The organism is Blastococcus sp. TF02-8 (genome assembly GCF_003319175.1).
Classification (GTDB): domain Bacteria; phylum Actinomycetota; class Actinomycetes; order Mycobacteriales; family Geodermatophilaceae; genus Blastococcus.
The window spans coordinates 29,779-44,974 of record NZ_QOHK01000001.1 but is presented as its reverse complement, the minus strand read 5'-3'; the positions used below and the strand labels follow the sequence as shown (position 1 = coordinate 44,974).

13 protein-coding genes and 1 tRNA gene are annotated in these 15,196 nt (G+C 72.9%); 4 read left to right on the top strand and 10 right to left on the bottom strand.

Translation table 11 applies throughout. The annotated features are described in order from the left end of the window. Positions 1–68 precede the first annotated feature (68 nt). A complete protein-coding gene (locus DQ237_RS00220) occupies positions 69–512 on the top strand; it encodes a hypothetical protein (RefSeq protein ID WP_113796049.1) in 444 nt (147 codons plus the stop codon). A gap of 79 nt (positions 513–591) precedes the next feature. On the opposite strand, the gene DQ237_RS00215 is transcribed toward DQ237_RS00220, so the two are convergent. The 10 genes from DQ237_RS00215 to DQ237_RS00170 all read right to left on the bottom strand — a co-directional run bounded on the left by DQ237_RS00215 (position 592) and on the right by DQ237_RS00170 (position 11,873). Beyond that, positions 592–1,536 (bottom strand): patatin-like phospholipase family protein, encoded by a 945-nt coding sequence (locus tag DQ237_RS00215; protein ID WP_205730002.1) that lies wholly within the window; start codon positions 1,534–1,536, stop codon positions 592–594. Positions 1,537–1,777: 241 nt separating this feature from the next. Next, a tRNA-Pro gene (locus DQ237_RS00210) sits at positions 1,778–1,851 on the bottom strand. Positions 1,852–1,951: 100 nt separating this feature from the next. Next, the gene (gene der / locus DQ237_RS00205; protein WP_113796047.1) at positions 1,952–3,295 is read right to left on the bottom strand and encodes a ribosome biogenesis GTPase Der; all 1,344 of its coding nucleotides are present in this window, start codon (positions 3,293–3,295) and stop codon (positions 1,952–1,954) included. Beyond that, positions 3,292–3,993 (bottom strand): (d)CMP kinase, encoded by a 702-nt coding sequence (cmk, locus tag DQ237_RS00200; RefSeq protein ID WP_240619283.1) that lies wholly within the window; start codon positions 3,991–3,993, stop codon positions 3,292–3,294. Before cmk ends, der begins: the two co-directional genes overlap by 4 nt. 20 nt (positions 3,994–4,013) lie before the next feature. Continuing rightward, positions 4,014–4,376 (bottom strand): chorismate mutase, encoded by a 363-nt coding sequence (gene aroH, locus DQ237_RS00195; protein WP_113796045.1) that lies wholly within the window; start codon positions 4,374–4,376, stop codon positions 4,014–4,016. Positions 4,377–4,465: 89 nt separating this feature from the next. Then, the gene (locus DQ237_RS00190; protein ID WP_113796043.1) at positions 4,466–5,542 is read right to left on the bottom strand and encodes an ABC transporter ATP-binding protein; all 1,077 of its coding nucleotides are present in this window, start codon (positions 5,540–5,542) and stop codon (positions 4,466–4,468) included. Between the two features lie 78 nt (positions 5,543–5,620). Then, entirely contained in the window at positions 5,621–7,123 is a 1,503-nt protein-coding gene (locus DQ237_RS00185) for an alpha-N-arabinofuranosidase (RefSeq protein ID WP_113796041.1), read from the bottom strand. Next, positions 7,123–8,136, bottom strand: a complete 1,014-nt coding sequence (locus tag DQ237_RS00180) for an acetylxylan esterase (RefSeq protein WP_113796039.1) — start codon at positions 8,134–8,136, stop codon at positions 7,123–7,125. The genes DQ237_RS00185 and DQ237_RS00180 overlap by 1 nt, the downstream gene beginning before the upstream one ends. Continuing rightward, complete coding sequence (locus tag DQ237_RS00175; protein ID WP_113796036.1) at positions 8,136–10,481, bottom strand: glycoside hydrolase family 3 N-terminal domain-containing protein; 2,346 nt, start codon at positions 10,479–10,481, stop codon at positions 8,136–8,138. The genes DQ237_RS00180 and DQ237_RS00175 overlap by 1 nt, the downstream gene beginning before the upstream one ends. Positions 10,482–10,601: 120 nt before the next feature. Then, complete coding sequence (locus DQ237_RS00170; RefSeq protein WP_113796034.1) at positions 10,602–11,873, bottom strand: endo-1,4-beta-xylanase; 1,272 nt, start codon at positions 11,871–11,873, stop codon at positions 10,602–10,604. A gap of 136 nt (positions 11,874–12,009) precedes the next feature. On the opposite strand from DQ237_RS00170, the gene DQ237_RS00165 reads away from it, so the two are divergent. The 3 genes from DQ237_RS00165 to DQ237_RS00155 are packed head-to-tail and all read left to right on the top strand — an operon-like array spanning position 12,010 to position 15,140. Beyond that, complete coding sequence (locus DQ237_RS00165; RefSeq protein WP_205730001.1) at positions 12,010–13,278, top strand: ABC transporter substrate-binding protein; 1,269 nt, start codon at positions 12,010–12,012, stop codon at positions 13,276–13,278. A gap of 7 nt (positions 13,279–13,285) precedes the next feature. Further along, positions 13,286–14,269 (top strand): carbohydrate ABC transporter permease, encoded by a 984-nt coding sequence (locus DQ237_RS00160; protein WP_113796030.1) that lies wholly within the window; start codon positions 13,286–13,288, stop codon positions 14,267–14,269. Between the two features lie 34 nt (positions 14,270–14,303). Beyond that, positions 14,304–15,140 (top strand): carbohydrate ABC transporter permease, encoded by an 837-nt coding sequence (locus DQ237_RS00155; protein ID WP_113796027.1) that lies wholly within the window; start codon positions 14,304–14,306, stop codon positions 15,138–15,140. The last annotated feature ends 56 nt before the right edge of the window (positions 15,141–15,196 follow it).

The window sequence follows — 15,196 nt, the reverse complement described above, 5'->3', positions numbered from 1 at the left end:
TTCGAACCGTCACACGGGGGCGCCGCTGGGTCACGGCGGTGACGGCTCATCCCCTCAGGAGATCCCCCATGCGCGTGCGCACCCTGTCCACCCTCACCGTCCTCGCCACGGCCGGCGCGGTCGCCGTCGCGGCCCCCGCCTCCGCGGCGCCCACGCAGGAGGGCCTGGTCAACGTCAACATCACCGACCTGACCGTCCAGGCCCCCATCGCCGTCGTGGCGAACATCTGCGACGTCTCGGTCAACGTCCTGGCCGGCCTGCTCGCCGACGGGGCCGCACCGTGCGACGCGGCCGGCGACTCGGACGCCCGGGTGACCCGGGACCGGGACGGCAACACCCGTCAGCGCGGCCTGGTCAACGTGAATCTCGAGGACACGACCGTGCAGGTGCCGATCACCGTCGCGGCCAACGTGTGCGACGTGTCGGTGGCGGTCCTCACCAGCCTGCTGCTCGACGGCGCCGCACCGTGCACGTCCGACGCCGACGGCAACGCGGTCGTCACCCCGCTCTGACGGCGGGCGCCCCGGAGGTGGCGTCACCCCGGCGGTGACGCCACCTCCGCTCCGCGGGGACGTCGCCGTGGCCGTGCGGTCAGGCCCAGGAACCGGCCAGTCGGCCGGCCGCGGACCGGCCCCGCGCGTACCCGGCCCGTGCTGCGACCGGCCGCAGGGACAGGTCCATGGCACGGGAGCCGAACAGGTGCTCCGAGGAGCTGTCCGGGACGACGGTCACGACGTCGGTTCCGCCTGCCCGCAGCTCCTCCGCCTGCGTCGCCAGGTCCATGCCCCACTCCGACGGGCAGCGCGACCCGCCGGACAACGGCGACAGCACCACGACGCGTGCGCACCCGGCAGCGAGATCCGCGTTCTCGCCGCTGCGCCGGTACGCGCCGTCGACGTAGCGGTCCCGGCCGATGGCGTACGCGACGCCGTTGGACGTGCTCGCCGCCACCGCATCGACCAGGTCCACCCCGCTCGACCGGTCGAACACCACCGGTTCCCCGGACCGGGCATCGACCGCCACGATCCACACCGGTTGCCGCGGCCAGTGCGGGCCCGGCAGCCGGGCGGCGACCGTGGCCCGCCACCGTGCTGACCGCGAGCCGTCGGAGGCCGCCTCCGCCTCGAGTGCCGCGGCGCCCATCCGGCGGCGCATGTCGGCCGGGTCCGTGGCGGCGGCGATGATCTCGGCCGTGGCCCGCATGGCCCGGGCAGCCGGCGTCGTCCCGGTCGCCGTCGCCGTCGGGTGGACCTCGGCCACGATGCCCGCGAACAGGTCCGCCGGCGACGCGCCGTCGGCGACCTGGGCCGCGACCGTCGCGCCGGACGACGTGCCGATGAGGAGGTCGGCCCCGGCCACGTGCACGCCGGCGTCGGAGAGGCCGGCGAGCACGCCCACTGCCCAGGCGTGGCCGGTGGAGCCCCCGCCGCCGACGACGAGTGCCCGGCCGCCGGGAACCGCGACCTGCGTCCGGGCGGCGGATGGTCCCGGCGCGGCGGGGGCGACGCGACGGGTCGAGAACGGATCTGGAGTCATGGGAGTCGCCCTTCGAGGGTTGCCTGGAGGCGCTCCCCGTGACGACTACCGGAGCCGTGCGGTGCGGGATGTCGAGGGAGCACCCGGTGCGGACCCTGCGGTCACGGGTCTCACCTCCTCACGACGCTTCCGGTCGCGGGGACCGTCGCACACCGGCCGCGGAGGCCGCAACCGGATTCCAGGACCCGGAAACGCCAGGGGCCGCTCCGGATGTCTCCGGAGCGGCCCCTCACCGACTCTGTCGGGCTGACAGGATTTGAACCTGCGACCCCTTGACCCCCAGTCAAGTGCGCTACCAAGCTGCGCTACAGCCCGCGTGCCACCGGCCTGCCGGGAGTTCCCGGTGGCGCGACGACCGCCCAGGAAGATTACCGCACGGCTCCTGCGGCCCCGACCGGTGGTTCTCTCCCGCCGGTCAGCCGCGCTTGTCCTTGTCCCGGCCCTCACGCACCTTGACCGAGATCTCGATGGGCGTCCCGTGGAAGCCCCAGGTCTCGCGCAGCTTGCGCTGCAGGAACCGCCGGTAGCCGGCCTCCAGGAAGCCGGTGGAGAAGACCACGAACCGCGGCGGTCGGACGTCGGCCTGCGTGACGTACTTGATCTTCGGTGCACGCCCACCCCGGGCCGGCGGGGGCGTCTCCTGCACCAGGGCGCGGACGAACGTGTTGAGCTCGGCCGTCGGCACCCGGGTCTCCCACGAGGCCAGCGCGGCGCGCAGGTGGTCGGCCAGCTTGCCGACGCCGCGGCCGGTGGAGGCGGAGATGTTCACCCGGGTCGCCCACTTCACGTGGGCCAGGTCGCGCTCGATCTCGCGCTCCAGCTGGGCGTGCCGGTCCTCGTCGAGGGTGTCCCACTTGTTGAAGGCCAGGACCAGGGCGCGGCCTGCCTCGACGACCTGGGTGATGACCCGCTGGTCCTGCTCGCTGATGACCTCGTCGGCCGCCAGCAGGACCACGCACACCTCGGCGGCCTGGATCGCGGCCTCGGTGCGCAGGCTGGCGTAGTACTCCATGCCGCTGGCCGTGTTCACCTTCCGCCGGAGGCCCGCGGTGTCGACGAAGCGCCAGTCCTCGCCGCCCAGCGTGACGATCGAGTCGACGGGGTCGACGGTGGTGCCGGCCACGGAGTCGACGACCGAGCGCTCCTCCTTGGCCAACCGGTTGATCAGGCTGGACTTGCCCACGTTCGGCCGGCCGACCAGGGCCACCCGTCGCGGGCCGGTCTCCTCCTCCTGCTCCCGCGGCGCCTCCGGCATGGCGTCGAGGACGAGGTCCAGGAGGTCGCCACTGGCCCGGCCGTGCAGGGCGCTGACCGGGTGCGGCTCGCCCATGCCCAGGCTCCACAGCTCGGCGGCGTTGGCCTCGCTGCGCTCGTCGTCGACCTTGTTGGCCACGAGGATCACCGGGCGGTCGCTGCGCCGCAGCACCCGCGCGGCCGCGAGGTCGGTGTCGGTGGCCCCCACCTGGCTGTCGACGACGAAGACGATGACGTCGGCGGTCTTCATCGCGTACTCGGCCTGGCGGGTGATCGAGGCCCCGATGCCGGTGGCCTTCGGGTCCCACCCGCCGGTGTCGACGACGGTGAAGCGCTTGCCGTTCCAGAGCGCCTCGTAGGAGATCCGGTCGCGGGTGACGCCCGGGGTGTCCTGGACGACGGCGGCGCGGCGGCCGAGGAACCGGTTCACCAGCGTCGACTTGCCCACGTTGGGCCGGCCGACGATCGCGACGACCGGCAGCGGGCCGGTGCTCTCCTCGGTCATGCCCGCTCCCCCGCGGGGACCGCGGACTCGGCGAGCGCGACGACGCGGTCGATCACGCCCTGCTGGTCCAGCTCGGTGCTGTCGACGACGACGGCGTCGGCCGCCGGGCGCAGTGGGCTGTCGGCGCGGCTGCTGTCGAACTCGTCGCGCCGGCGCAGGTCGGCGGCCAGGAGATCGATCTCGGCGGGCTCGGTGATGCCCAGCTGGCCCGCCCGCCGCTGCGCGCGGGCCTCGGGCGCGGCGGTCAGGTAGATCTTGAGCGTCGCGTCGGGCAGCACGACCGTGCCGATGTCCCGCCCCTCGACGACGACCCCGTCGGCGGACGCGACGAGCGCACGCTGCTGGTCGACCAGCTGCCGGCGGACGGCGGGCACCGCCGACACGGCGGACACCGCGCGGGTGACCTCCGCGCCGCGGATGCGTGCGGCGACGTCCACCCCGTCGACCTGCACCAGCTCGGTGGCGGCGTCGGTGCCGACCTCGATCCGGGCAGCGGCCACCGCGCGGGCCACGGCCTCGGCGTCCTCGGGATCGACCCCGGCGTCCAGGACCGCCACCGTGGCGGCCCGGTACATGGCCCCGGTGTCGAGGTAGGCCGCGCCCAGCCGGGCGGCGACGCCGCGGGCCACGCTGGACTTGCCGGTGCCCGACGGTCCGTCGAGGGTCACCTGGCCTCGGAAGCTCATCTGCTCACTCACTGCTCTCTCCGCCCGGTCGGTCACTGGGCGATGTCCCTGCGCAGCGCCACGGCGCCGCGCAGGTAGACGTGCTGGATGTCGGCGCGGGCCGTCGGCGTCTCCGCGTGCGCCATGAGCCGCAGCACCCGTGGGAGGGCGTGCGGCACCGCGATCTCGGTGGCGCACATCAGCGGGACGTCGCCGAGGCCCAGCTCGCGCGCGGCCAGCGCCGGGAACTCCGACACGAGGTCGGGAGTCGCGGTGAAGAGGATGCTGATGAGGTCCTCGGACCGCAGGGCGTTGCGGTCCATGACGGTCTGCACCAGCTCGCGGGTCGCCTCGAGCAGCTGCTCCCGGTCGTCGGCGTCGACCTGGGTCGCGCCCCGGATGGCTCGGACGGCCATGCACTCTCCTCGTTCGATCGCGGTGCCCGGATCGCCGGGCACCGCGGACGAGTCTAGGGAAGCCGCGCCACCGGCCTCCCTCGTGCGGGTCAGTCGCCCAGGCGGGCACCCGTGGTGACGTCGAAGAGGTGGACGTGCCCGCGGCGCGGGACGACGTGCAGCACCTCGCCCTTGGCCGGCGGTCGGCGGCCGTCCACGCGCGCGGTGATGACGTGCTCGCCGTCGCCCTGGGAGGTCCGGCCGTACACGTAGGCGTCGGCCCCGAGCTCCTCCACGACGTCGACCTCGACGGCCAGCCCGGACTCGGCGACCTCGAGGTCCTCCGGCCGCACCCCGAGGGTGACCGAGGAGTCGCTGGCCTGCCCCAGCACCTCGCGGGCGACCGGGTAGGTCTCATCGCCGAAGCGCACCCCGCCGTCGACCTGGGGCAGCGTGAAGAGGTTCATCGACGGCGAACCGATGAAGCCGGCGACGAAGGCGTTGCGCGGGCGGTCGTAGAGCTCTCGCGGGGTGCCGACCTGCATGAGCAGGCCGTCCTTGAGCACCGCGACCCGGTCGCCCATCGTCATGGCCTCGACCTGGTCGTGGGTGACGTAGACGGTCGTGATGCCGAGGCGCCGCTGCAGCTGGGCGATCTGGGTGCGGGTCTGGACGCGCAGCTTGGCGTCGAGGTTGGACAGCGGCTCGTCCATGAGGAACACCTGGGGCTGGCGCACGATCGCCCGCCCCATCGCCACCCGCTGGCGCTGGCCGCCGGAGAGCGCCTTGGGCTTGCGGTCGAGGTACTCCTCGAGGTCCAGCAGCTTCGCCGCGCCCCGCACTCGCTCGGCGATCTCGGTCCTGCCCATCCCGGCGATCTTCAGCGCGAAGCCCATGTTGTCGGCCACGCTCATGTGCGGGTACAGCGCGTAGTTCTGGAACACCATCGCGATGTCCCGGTCCTTGGGCGGCACGTCGGTGACGTCGCGGTCGCCGATCAGGATGCGGCCGTCGGTGACGTCCTCGAGGCCGGCCAGCATCCGCAGCGACGTCGACTTGCCGCACCCCGACGGGCCCACCAGGACCAGGAACTCGCCGTCCTCGACCGTGAGGTCCAGGGCGTCGACCGCCGGCCGCTGCGCGCCGTCGTACACCCGCGTCGCGTGGTCGTAGGTGACCGATGCCATGTCGTGCTCCTGATCTGTCCCCCCGGCGTCGTCGCCGGGGCTGGGCGGTGGATGGTGCTGGGCTGGGCTGGGCTGGGGTCAGTGCAGGGCGAGCGCGGTCCACGAGACGGGCGGCAGGACCACGCGCAGCGTGCACCCGTCCACCTCGGCGTGGGTGGTCGGCCGGAGTCCGACCCGGTCCGGGCGGTCGGTGGTGTTCGCCGCGTGGGGATCGGCGTCGGAGAGCGTCACCGCCTCCTGCACGGTGCCGACGCCGAGCGCGGTGAGGTCCAGGGAGACCTCGACGTCCTCGTCCTGCGCGCGGTTGACGAGGAACAGGGCCACCCGGCCGCCCTCGGTCGTGGCGGCGGCGTCCACGACCGGGACCTCTCCGTACTGCGCGGTGACGTAGCCGGGCCCGTCGACACCGACCCGGAGGGAGACCCCCCGGGCCAGGCGCGAGGTGACGGCGAACGGGAAGAACGTGGACTTCCGCCACGCCGGGCCCTGCGGCTCGGCCGCGATCGGAGCGATGACGTTGACCAGCTGCGCCATCGCCGCGCTCGTCACCCGGTCCGCGTGCCGGAGCAGGGACATGAGCAGGCTGCCGACGACCACGCCGTCGGCCACGGTGTAGGCGTCCTCGCTGATCGGTGGGGCGACCGGCCAGTCGTCGATGTTCCTCGCCAGGTCCGTCGGCACCCGGGAGAAGTACCAGACGTTCCACTCGTCGAAGGAGATGTCGATGCTCCGCGGGCTGCGCCGCACCGCCTTCACGTGGTCGGCGGTGGCGACGACGCTCTCGATGAACCGGTCCATGTCCGTGCCCGAGGCGAGGAAGGAGCCGAGGTCGCCGTCCTTCTCCTCGTAGTACGCGTGGCAGGAGATCAGGTCCTCGTCGTCGTAGGCGTGCGTGAGCACGGTCCGTTCCCACTCGCCGAAGGTGGGCATACCCGCGCCCGAGGAACCGCAGGCCACCAGTTCCAGCGTCGGGTCGACCTGGCGCATCGCCTTGGCGGTGCGGGCGGCGAGCTTGCCGTAGTCCTCCGCCGACCGCTGCCCGAGCTGCCACGGGCCGTCCATCTCGTTGCCCAGGCACCACGTGCGCACGTCGAAGGGCTGCGGTCTCCCGTTCGCGATCCGCTGGTCGGCCAGCGTGGTGCCGGCGGGCACGTTCGCGTACTCGAGGAGGTCCAGCGCCTCGAGGGTGCTGCGGGTGCCCAGGTTGAGGGCCAGCACGAGCTCGGCGCCCACCTGGTCCAGCCACGACGCGAACTCGTGCAGCCCGACCTCGTTGGTCTCGGTGCTGTGCCACGCCAGGTTGAGGCGGACCGGCCGCTGGTCGCGCGGCCCGACGCTGTCCTCCCAGCGGAACCCGGAGACGAAGTTGCCGCCGGGGTAGCGGACCGCGGTCACGCCCATCTCGCGGACCAGGTCGATCACGTCCCGGCGGAAGCCGTCCTCGCCCGCCGTGGGGTGCCCCGGGTCGTGGATCCCCCCGTACACCCCGCGGCCCATGTGCTCGACGAACGCACCGAAGAGACGGCGCGAGACCGCCCCCACGGCCTGCGTGGGGTCGAGGGTGAGGCGGGCCTCCAGCATCAGCGGGCCTGCCCACGGGGCGCGGACCGGTCGGCCGGCACCCCGAACAGGTCGCGCAGCCAGGCGAGCTGCTCGCGCTGCTGGTGGGCCTCCCCGCCCTCGTGGTCGTTGAACGGGTAGACCGTGATCTCCTTCGGCCCGGCATAGGCGTTGTACGCAGCGAAGACCGTCGACGGCGGGCAGACCTGGTCCATGAGGGCGACCGAGAACAGCGCCGGCGCCGACGCTGTGCGGGCGAGGACCGCGGCGTCGAAGTAGCTGAGGGTGCGGAACACCGTCCTGACCCGGTCGCGGTGGGCCTTGAGGTAGCGCACGACCTCCCCGTACGGGTCGCCCGGAGCGATCCGGGCGGCTCGCGGGAAGTCGCAGAGGAACGGCACGTCGGGCAGCACGGCCGCGATGCCGGGAACCAGCGCCCCGACGGCCAGGGCGATCCCGCCGCCCTGGCTGATGCCGGCCGCCGCGATGCGGTCGGCGTCGACCTCCGGCCGGCCGCGCAGGACCTCGACCGCCCGCACCGCGTCGGTGTAGACGCGCCGGTAGTAGTAGTCGTGCGGGTCGAGCACGCCACGGGTCAGGAACCCGGGCTGCGCGGCTGCGGCGCCGGCCGGGTCACCGGTGTCGCCCACGGTCCAGCCGCTGCCCTGACCCCGGGTGTCGACGACGAGGTGCGCGAAGCCGGCTGCGGCCCAGAAGACGTGCTCGTGGGCCAGGCCGCGTCCGCCGTTGTAGCCCTGGAACTGGACCACCGCGGGCAACGGCCCCTCGGCGCGCAGGACGCGAGCGGGCAGGTGCAGCCAGGCCTTCACCGGCGAGCCACCCGCGCCGGCGTACGTGACGTCGTGCGTCTCGACGCCCACCAGCCCCGAGTCGACCGACGCCGCGGACACCTCGAGCGGCAGCCCGGCCGCCTCGTCGAGGGTGGCGGCCCAGAACTCCGCCAGGTCCTCGGGGGCCGGGAGCTGCGGGTCGTATGCCCGCAGCTCCTCCAGCGACAGGTCGGTCTGGGGCATCAGGCGCGGGTCTCGCCGTGCCGGACGGCGCTCTCCGGGTGCAGCCGGCGGTCGACGCCGACCGTGCGCCGGCTGCCGGTGAGGGTCAGCGGCAGCGCCTCGCGCACGTCGGCGCTGGAGGCGCCCACGCGCAGCTCCACCGCCCCGGGCTCGACGATCCGCTCGCCGTCGCGGCCGGTGAACGACGTGAGATCGGCGTGCAGCGTGAACCGCACGGTCGCCGAGCCCCCCGGGGCCAGGTCCACCCGCTGCGCGGCGATCAGCGCCTGCACCGGGCGGACCACCTCGGCGACCGGGTCGTGCAGGTAGACCTGCACGACCTCGGTCACCTCGCGGTCGCCGTCGTTGCGCAGCTCGACCTCCACGTCGGTGGTCCCGTCGGTGGACCACTCCTGACCGCCGACGCTCCGGACGCCGGCCCACACCGCCGAGCCGTAGCCCAGCCCGTGGCCGAAGGGGAACAACGGCGTCGGGTCCACCGAGCTCACGTCGGACCTCCGCCCCAGCGGCGAGGCGAGGTACGTGCTCGGCTGGCTGGCGCCGGCGTCCGGGAAGCTGACCGGCAGCCGGCCCGAGGGGCCCACGCGACCACTGAGGACGTCGGCGATCGCCGCACCGCCCTCCTCCCCCGGGAAGAACCCGCACAGCACCGCGGCCAGCCGGTCGACCTGGCGGGAGAGTTCGTAGGGGCGTCCGGAGAGCAGCACGAGCACGACCGGCTTGCCCGTGCCGAGCAGGGCCTCCAGCAGCTCCTCCTGTCGACCGGGCAGCCGCAGGTCCACGGCGTCGCAGCCCTCCCCCGAGGTGCCGTTGCCGAACAGCCCGGCCTGGTCCCCGAGCACCGCGACGACGACGTCGGCCTCGGCGGCGGCCCGCACGGCGTCCGCGATGCCCTCGTCGTCACCACCGAGCACCGGGCACCCCTCGGCGACGACGACGTCGAACCCGTGGGGTGCCGCCTTCAGGGCACCGGCGACGGTCGGGATGTCGACGCCGACGGCCACCTCGGGGTGGTGGACGCCGACGTGCATCGGGAAGGAGTAGCAGCCGAGCATCGCCTGGGCGGTGTCGGCGCGCGGTCCGACCACCGCCAGGCGCAGACCACGCGCCAGCGGCAGCGTCCCGTCGTTGGCGAGCAGCACGACCGAGCGCCTCGCCAGCTCCCCGGCCAGGGCGCGCGACTCCGCCGGGTCCAGGTCGACCGTGCCGTCGGTGACGGCCGGGGAGTCGGGCGACCAGTCGGGGTCCAGCAGCCCCAGCTCGCACTTCTGCAGGAGCACCCGCCGCAGCGCCCGGTCCACGAGCGCCTCCTCCACGGCGCCGCTGCCGACCGCCTCGACCAGCGGCTCGCCGTAGCAGGCCACGGTGGGCAGTTCGACGTCGATGCCGGCCTCGAGGGCACGCGCCGCGGCCTCCGCCGGCGAGCCGGCGACGCCGTGCAGCGTCTGGAGGAAGGCGATCGAGAAGTAGTCGGCCACCACGGTGCCGGTGAAGCCGTACGTCTCGCGCAGCAGGGACGTGAGCAGCGCCGGGTCGGCCGCGGCCGGCACCCCGTCGGTGTCGGTGTAGGTGTTCATCACCGAGCGGGCGCCCGCACGCAGTGCCATCTCGAACGGCGGCAGGAACACGTCGGCGATCTCGCGGGAGCCGGCCGACACCGGGGCGAGGTTGCGCCCCGCGCGGGAGGCCGAGTAGCCGACGAAGTGCTTGAGGGTCGCCACGATGCCGCTGGACTCCAGCCCGCGGACGTAGGCGCTGCCGATCGTGCCGACCAGGTGCGGGTCCTCGCCCATGGTCTCCTCGACGCGGCCCCAGCGCATGTCCCGGGCGACGTCGAGCACCGGGGAGAGCCCCTGGTGGACCCCGAGCCGGCGCATGCCCCGCCCGATCTGCGCCCCCATGCGCTCGACGAGCTCGGGGTCGAAGCTGGCCGCCCAGCACAGCGGCGAGGGGAAGACCGTCGCCGTCCACGCCGCCAGACCGGTGAGGCACTCCTCGTGGACCAGCGCCGGGATGCCGAAGCGGCCGGCGGCCACGATCTGGCGCTGGCTCTCCGCCAGGCCCTTCGCCCCGACGAGCGGATCGACCGGCGCCGTCCCGAAGGGGCGGGTCAGCTGTCCCAGGCCACTGCGGATCAGCTCGTCGAAGTCCACCGGGGCCGCGGCCATGTCGTGCTGGTGCGGGGCCACCTCGCCCTCGGTCGCGTCGATGCCCACCCACACGCCGTACAGCTGGGCGACCTTCTCCTCGAGCGTCATGCGGCCGAGGAGGTCGGCGACCCGTTCCTCGGCGGGGAGCGTCGTGTCCCGCCAGATCGGGGAGCCGGTGTCGGCGGTGGTGACCATGCCTGGGTTGTCCGTCCTGTCGTGGTTCTCGGTGTTCGGCGGCCGGAGCCGCCCGTGTCGGGGACGGGCTGCGCGGGGCTGCTCCCCCCGCACCGGGCCCCGCCCGGAGACGTGCTCCGGTCAGCTCAGGGTGACCTCCGCGGACGGGGTGTCCGGTCGCAGCCGCCAGGACGCGGAGTGCTCGCCGACCCGCGCGGAGTACTCCCCTGCCCAGCCCTGCACGGTGACGCGGCCCTCGCCGTCGGTCCGCAGCGACGTCGGCGCCAGCCACCAGTCCTTCTTGACCAGCCCGCGCAACGCGTCGTAGGCGGGCTTGGGCGTCCCGTCGGCCCGGACGAGACCGGCGGGCGCGTTCAGCCAGGCCCCCCGGTCGGTGATGCCCCAGTACGTCACGGCTCCGACGGCGGGGTGCGCCAGCAACGTGCGGTAGTGGCGGACGACGTCGTCGGCCTGGCGCTGCTCACCCTCGGGCGTCGAGGGCCACTCGGCGACCTGGTGGTCGTTGAGGTCGACGATCGCCGGCGGCATGAGGTCCCCGGAGACCAGCGTCGTCTCGGTCCAGTGCAGCGGGAGGCCGTAGCGGGCGAAGCGCTCGAGCACCTCCTGCGTCCGCTCCTCGCCCCAGTAGCCCTGGTGCATGTGGCTCTGCAGGCCGATGGCGTCGACCTGCACGCCGGCCTCGAGCACGCCCTCGATCAGGCACTCGTAGGCGGTCGACAGGTTGAAGTCGTTGAGGACCAGCGTGGCCGCGGGGTTCGCCGCACGAGCCTCCTCGAAGGCCAGGCGGATGGTGGGGATGCGCCCGATCGAGCGGCAGAGCCCGGTGATCGCGTTCTGCCGCTCCTCGTTGGCGAAGACCGGCATGATCACGACCTCGTTGATCGCGTCCCAGGTGTCGATGAGCCCCGCGAACGAGGAGGCCTCCCGCCGCACGCGGGCGCGTACGACACGCTCCACCTCGTCGAGGGGGCGGCCCCGCAGCCAGTCGGGCGCCAGCGTGTGCCAGACCAGCGGATGACCCTTCACGGTCACGCCACGGTCGCCGAACCACCTCGCCGCTGCCCGGAGCCGCCCGGTGTCCGGCTCCCCCTCGACCGCCTCGAAACCGCCCCAGTAGAAGGGCAGGGTGGCGGTGTTGAAGAGGTCGAGCCAGAGGTCCTCGAGCGTCGCGGCCGCCTCGGGGTCGGCCCCGCCGAACACGTTCTCCCGGTCGCCGTCGCGCTCCTCGTTGGCCAGACCGACGAAGTCGAAGCCGATGTTCCCGAAGGCGAACTCGTGCCGGACCTGCGCGATCTCGACCTCCGTGTCGGCACACGGGGAACCGTCGGGGCGGCGCACGGTCAGCGACACGTCGATCCGCCGGACGGCGTCCACGGCCGCTGCTGGGGTCATGGCGCGAAATCGTTATCGACAACGATTGACAGCGCAAGCCCTTGCTGCGACCTTCTCCGCACGTGTTCCACGCCATAGCGGCGTGCGGAGTGACAAAGGGGTCAACATGCGGCGTTCGGGGCGAGCAGCTCTCTCGGTGCTGTGCAGCAGCGCGGTGCTGCTGACGGCCACTGCCTGTGGCAGTGGTGACGACAGCAGCGCATCGGGAGGCGACGACAAGACGATCACCTGGTGGCACAACTCGAACAACGAGCCCGGCAAGGGCTACTACGAGCAGGTCGCCGAGGACTTCGAGAAAGACCACCCGGGAATCGACGTCGAGGTCGTCGCCATGGCCCACGAGGACATGGTCGACAAGCTCGAGGCGGCCTTCCAGAGCGGTGACCTGCCCGACGTGTACATGGAGCGTGGTGGCGGCGAGCTCGCCGACCACGTGGAGGCCGGCCTGGTCCGCGACCTGAGCGAGGACGCCTCCGAGGAGATCGGCAAGATCAACAGCGGCACGCTGGCCGGGTGGCAGGTCGACGGCAAGACCTACGCCCTGCCGTACTCGGTCGGCGTCGTGGGCTTCTGGTACAACAAGGACCTCTTCGCCAAGGCCGGCATCGACCAGCCCCCGGCGACGATGGAGGAGCTCTCCGCCGACGTCGAGAAGCTCAAGGGCGCGGGGATCACCCCGGTGTCCGTGGGTGCCGGTGACAAGTGGCCGGCCGCGCACTACTGGTACTACACGGCTCTCCGCTCCTGCGAGCAGGACGTGCTCGAGGACGCCGTGACCAGCCTCGACTTCTCCGACCCGTGCTTCGTCAAGGCCGGCGAGGCGCTCGAGGGCTTCGTCGAGGACCAGCCCTTCAACCCCGGCTTCCTCACCACCCCGGCCCAGGAGGGCGCCACCTCCGCGTCCGGCCTGCTCGCCACTGGTCAGGTGGCCATGGAGCTCCAGGGCCACTGGGAGCCCGGCGTCATGCAGGGCCTCACCGAGGACGAGAAGGGCCTGGGCGACAAGACCGGCTGGTTCCCGTTCCCGGCGGTCGAGGGCGGCAAGGGCGACCCGGAGGCCGCGCTCGGCGGCGGTGACGCCTGGGCCGTCGCGGAGACCGCGCCCGACGCGGCGACCGACCTGGTCAAGTACCTGCTGTCCGACGAGGTGCAGCAGGGCTTCGCGAAGAACGACATGGGTCTGCCGACCAACCCCGCCGCGACGGACTCCGTGTCCGACCCGGCACTGGCCGGCCTGATCCAGGTCCGCGACTCCGCCCCGTTCGTCCAGCTGTACTTCGACACGGCGTTCGGGACCTCCGTCGGCAATGCCATGAACGACGCCGTCGCGCTCCTGTTCGCCGGCGAGGCCACGCCGCAGGAGATCGTGGACGAGACCCAAGAGGCAGCGGACCAGGAGAAGTGATCCGTCGATGACCTCCCCGGTGACCGCTGCGCCGGCCGACATCGAGGCCGGCGCAGCGGTCACCCGGCGCGTGGATGCGCGCCGGGTGACCCGCCGCTCAGGGCGCGACAAGCGCCGGAAGCGCCTGGAGATCCTCTTCTTCGTCGCCCCGGCCCTCGCCCTCATGGCGATCTTCGTCGTCTACCCGGTCTTCTCCGCGGCCCGGATGTCGTTCTACCGCTGGAAGGGCTTCGGCCCGATGGTGGACTTCGTCGGGCTGCAGAACTACTCGCGCGTGCTGACCGACGACGTCTTCGGTCAGGCCGTCGTGCACAACTTCGTCATCGTCTTCGCCTCGATCCTGGTGCAGCTCCCGCTGGGGCTGGCGCTGGCACTGCTGCTCAACCGCCGCATCCGCGGGCGGGGGCTGCTGCGCACCATCATCTTCGTGCCCTACGTGCTGGCCGAGGTGATCGCCGGCGTCGTGTGGTTCCAGCTCCTCCAGCCGCGCACCGGCCTCATCGAGACGGTCCTGACCTCGGTGGGCATCCCGGTTCCCGAGCAGGGCTTCCTCGGCACCCCGGACCTCGCGCTGACCACGGTCTTCGTCGTCCTGACCTGGAAGTACCTGGGCCTGGCGGTGCTGCTCTTCCTGGCCGGCCTGCAGGGCGTGCCCGACGAGCTGCACGAGGCCGCGCAGCTCGACGGCGCCTCCTGGTGGCAGGTCCAGCGGCGCATCACGATCCCGCTGATCGCCCCGACCATCCGCACCTGGTGCTTCCTGTCGATGATCGGGTCGCTGCAGCTGTTCGACATGGTCTGGATCCTCACCGGCGGCGGACCCGCGAACGCGACGACCACCATGGCGACGTACCTCATCAGCCAGGGCAGCCAGCGCAGCAACTTCGGCATCGCCGGAGCCGCCTCGGTGGTGCTGTTCCTGATCGGCTTCGCGATGGCGGTCGCCTACCAGTTCCTCGTGCTGCGCCGCGACACCCGGGCCGACGCGTGAGCCCGGCCGACGCACGCGACAGGAGGGACCACCGATGAAGCGACGGGCGACGACCTACGGCCGGGGCGGGCCGTTCGTCTACCTCGTGGCGCTGGCCGTGGTGGTCGTGACCCTGGGTCCGGTCCTCTACGGGGCGCTGGGCGGGTTCCGCAGCAACGAGCAGCTGGCGCGGGACCCTGCTGCGCTGCCCGACCCCTGGCTCGGCCGCAACTACGTAGGCGTGCTGGGCAACGACGGCTTTTGGCGCTACGCGCTGAACTCCACGGTGATCGCCCTGATCACCACCGCCGTCGCGGTGCTCGCCGGTGTCATGGCCGCCTATCCCCTGGCGCGGTACCAGTTCCGGTTCCGGGAACCGCTCTTCCTCGTCTTCGTGCTGGGGCTGCTGTTCCCGGCGGCCGTGGCGATCGTTCCGCTGTTCATCCTGGTCACCCGCGACCTGGGGCTGGGGAACACCTGGTGGGGGGTCGCGCTGCCGCAGGCGGCGTTCGCCCTGCCGACGACGGTGGTGATCCTCCGACCGTTCCTGATGGCGCTGCCCAAGGAGCTCGAGGAGGCGGCGATGCTCGACGGCGCCTCGCGGATCGGCATCTTCTGGCGGATCGCCCTGCCCTTGTCGATGCCGGGCCTGGTGACCGTGGGCGTGCTCGCGTTCGTCGCCTCCTGGAACGCCTATCTGCTCCCGCTGCTGCTGCTCCAGGGCGACATGCGCACGCTGCCCCTGGGCGTCGCGGACTACTCGACCGAGCACTCGGCCGACACCGCGGGTGTGCTGGCGTTCACCACGATCGCGATGATCCCGGCGCTCATCCTGTTCCTCGCCCTGCAGCGCCGCATCGTCAGCGGACTGCAGGGTGCGGTGAAGGGCTGAGCCGCTCACCCCGACGGGGGAGCCGCATCCGGACGCCGGTGTGGTTCAGTCCGGGC

Excerpts from the sequence above, each read along its gene's own strand:
- DQ237_RS00220 (WP_113796049.1), top strand. The coding sequence starts at position 69 with ATGCGCGTGCGCACCCTGTCCACCCTCACCGTCCTCGCCACGGCCGGC.
- DQ237_RS00215 (WP_205730002.1), bottom strand. The coding sequence starts at position 1,536 with ATGACTCCAGATCCGTTCTCGACCCGTCGCGTCGCCCCCGCCGCGCCG.
- der (WP_113796047.1), bottom strand. The coding sequence starts at position 3,295 with ATGACCGAGGAGAGCACCGGCCCGCTGCCGGTCGTCGCGATCGTCGGC.
- aroH (WP_113796045.1), bottom strand. The coding sequence starts at position 4,376 with ATGGCCGTCCGAGCCATCCGGGGCGCGACCCAGGTCGACGCCGACGAC.
- DQ237_RS00190 (WP_113796043.1), bottom strand. The coding sequence starts at position 5,542 with ATGGCATCGGTCACCTACGACCACGCGACGCGGGTGTACGACGGCGCG.
- DQ237_RS00185 (WP_113796041.1), bottom strand. The coding sequence starts at position 7,123 with ATGCTGGAGGCCCGCCTCACCCTCGACCCCACGCAGGCCGTGGGGGCG.
- DQ237_RS00180 (WP_113796039.1), bottom strand. The coding sequence starts at position 8,136 with ATGCCCCAGACCGACCTGTCGCTGGAGGAGCTGCGGGCATACGACCCG.
- DQ237_RS00175 (WP_113796036.1), bottom strand. The coding sequence starts at position 10,481 with ATGGTCACCACCGCCGACACCGGCTCCCCGATCTGGCGGGACACGACG.
- DQ237_RS00170 (WP_113796034.1), bottom strand. The coding sequence starts at position 11,873 with ATGACCCCAGCAGCGGCCGTGGACGCCGTCCGGCGGATCGACGTGTCG.
- DQ237_RS00160 (WP_113796030.1), top strand. The coding sequence starts at position 13,286 with ATGACCTCCCCGGTGACCGCTGCGCCGGCCGACATCGAGGCCGGCGCA.
- DQ237_RS00155 (WP_113796027.1), top strand. The coding sequence starts at position 14,304 with ATGAAGCGACGGGCGACGACCTACGGCCGGGGCGGGCCGTTCGTCTAC.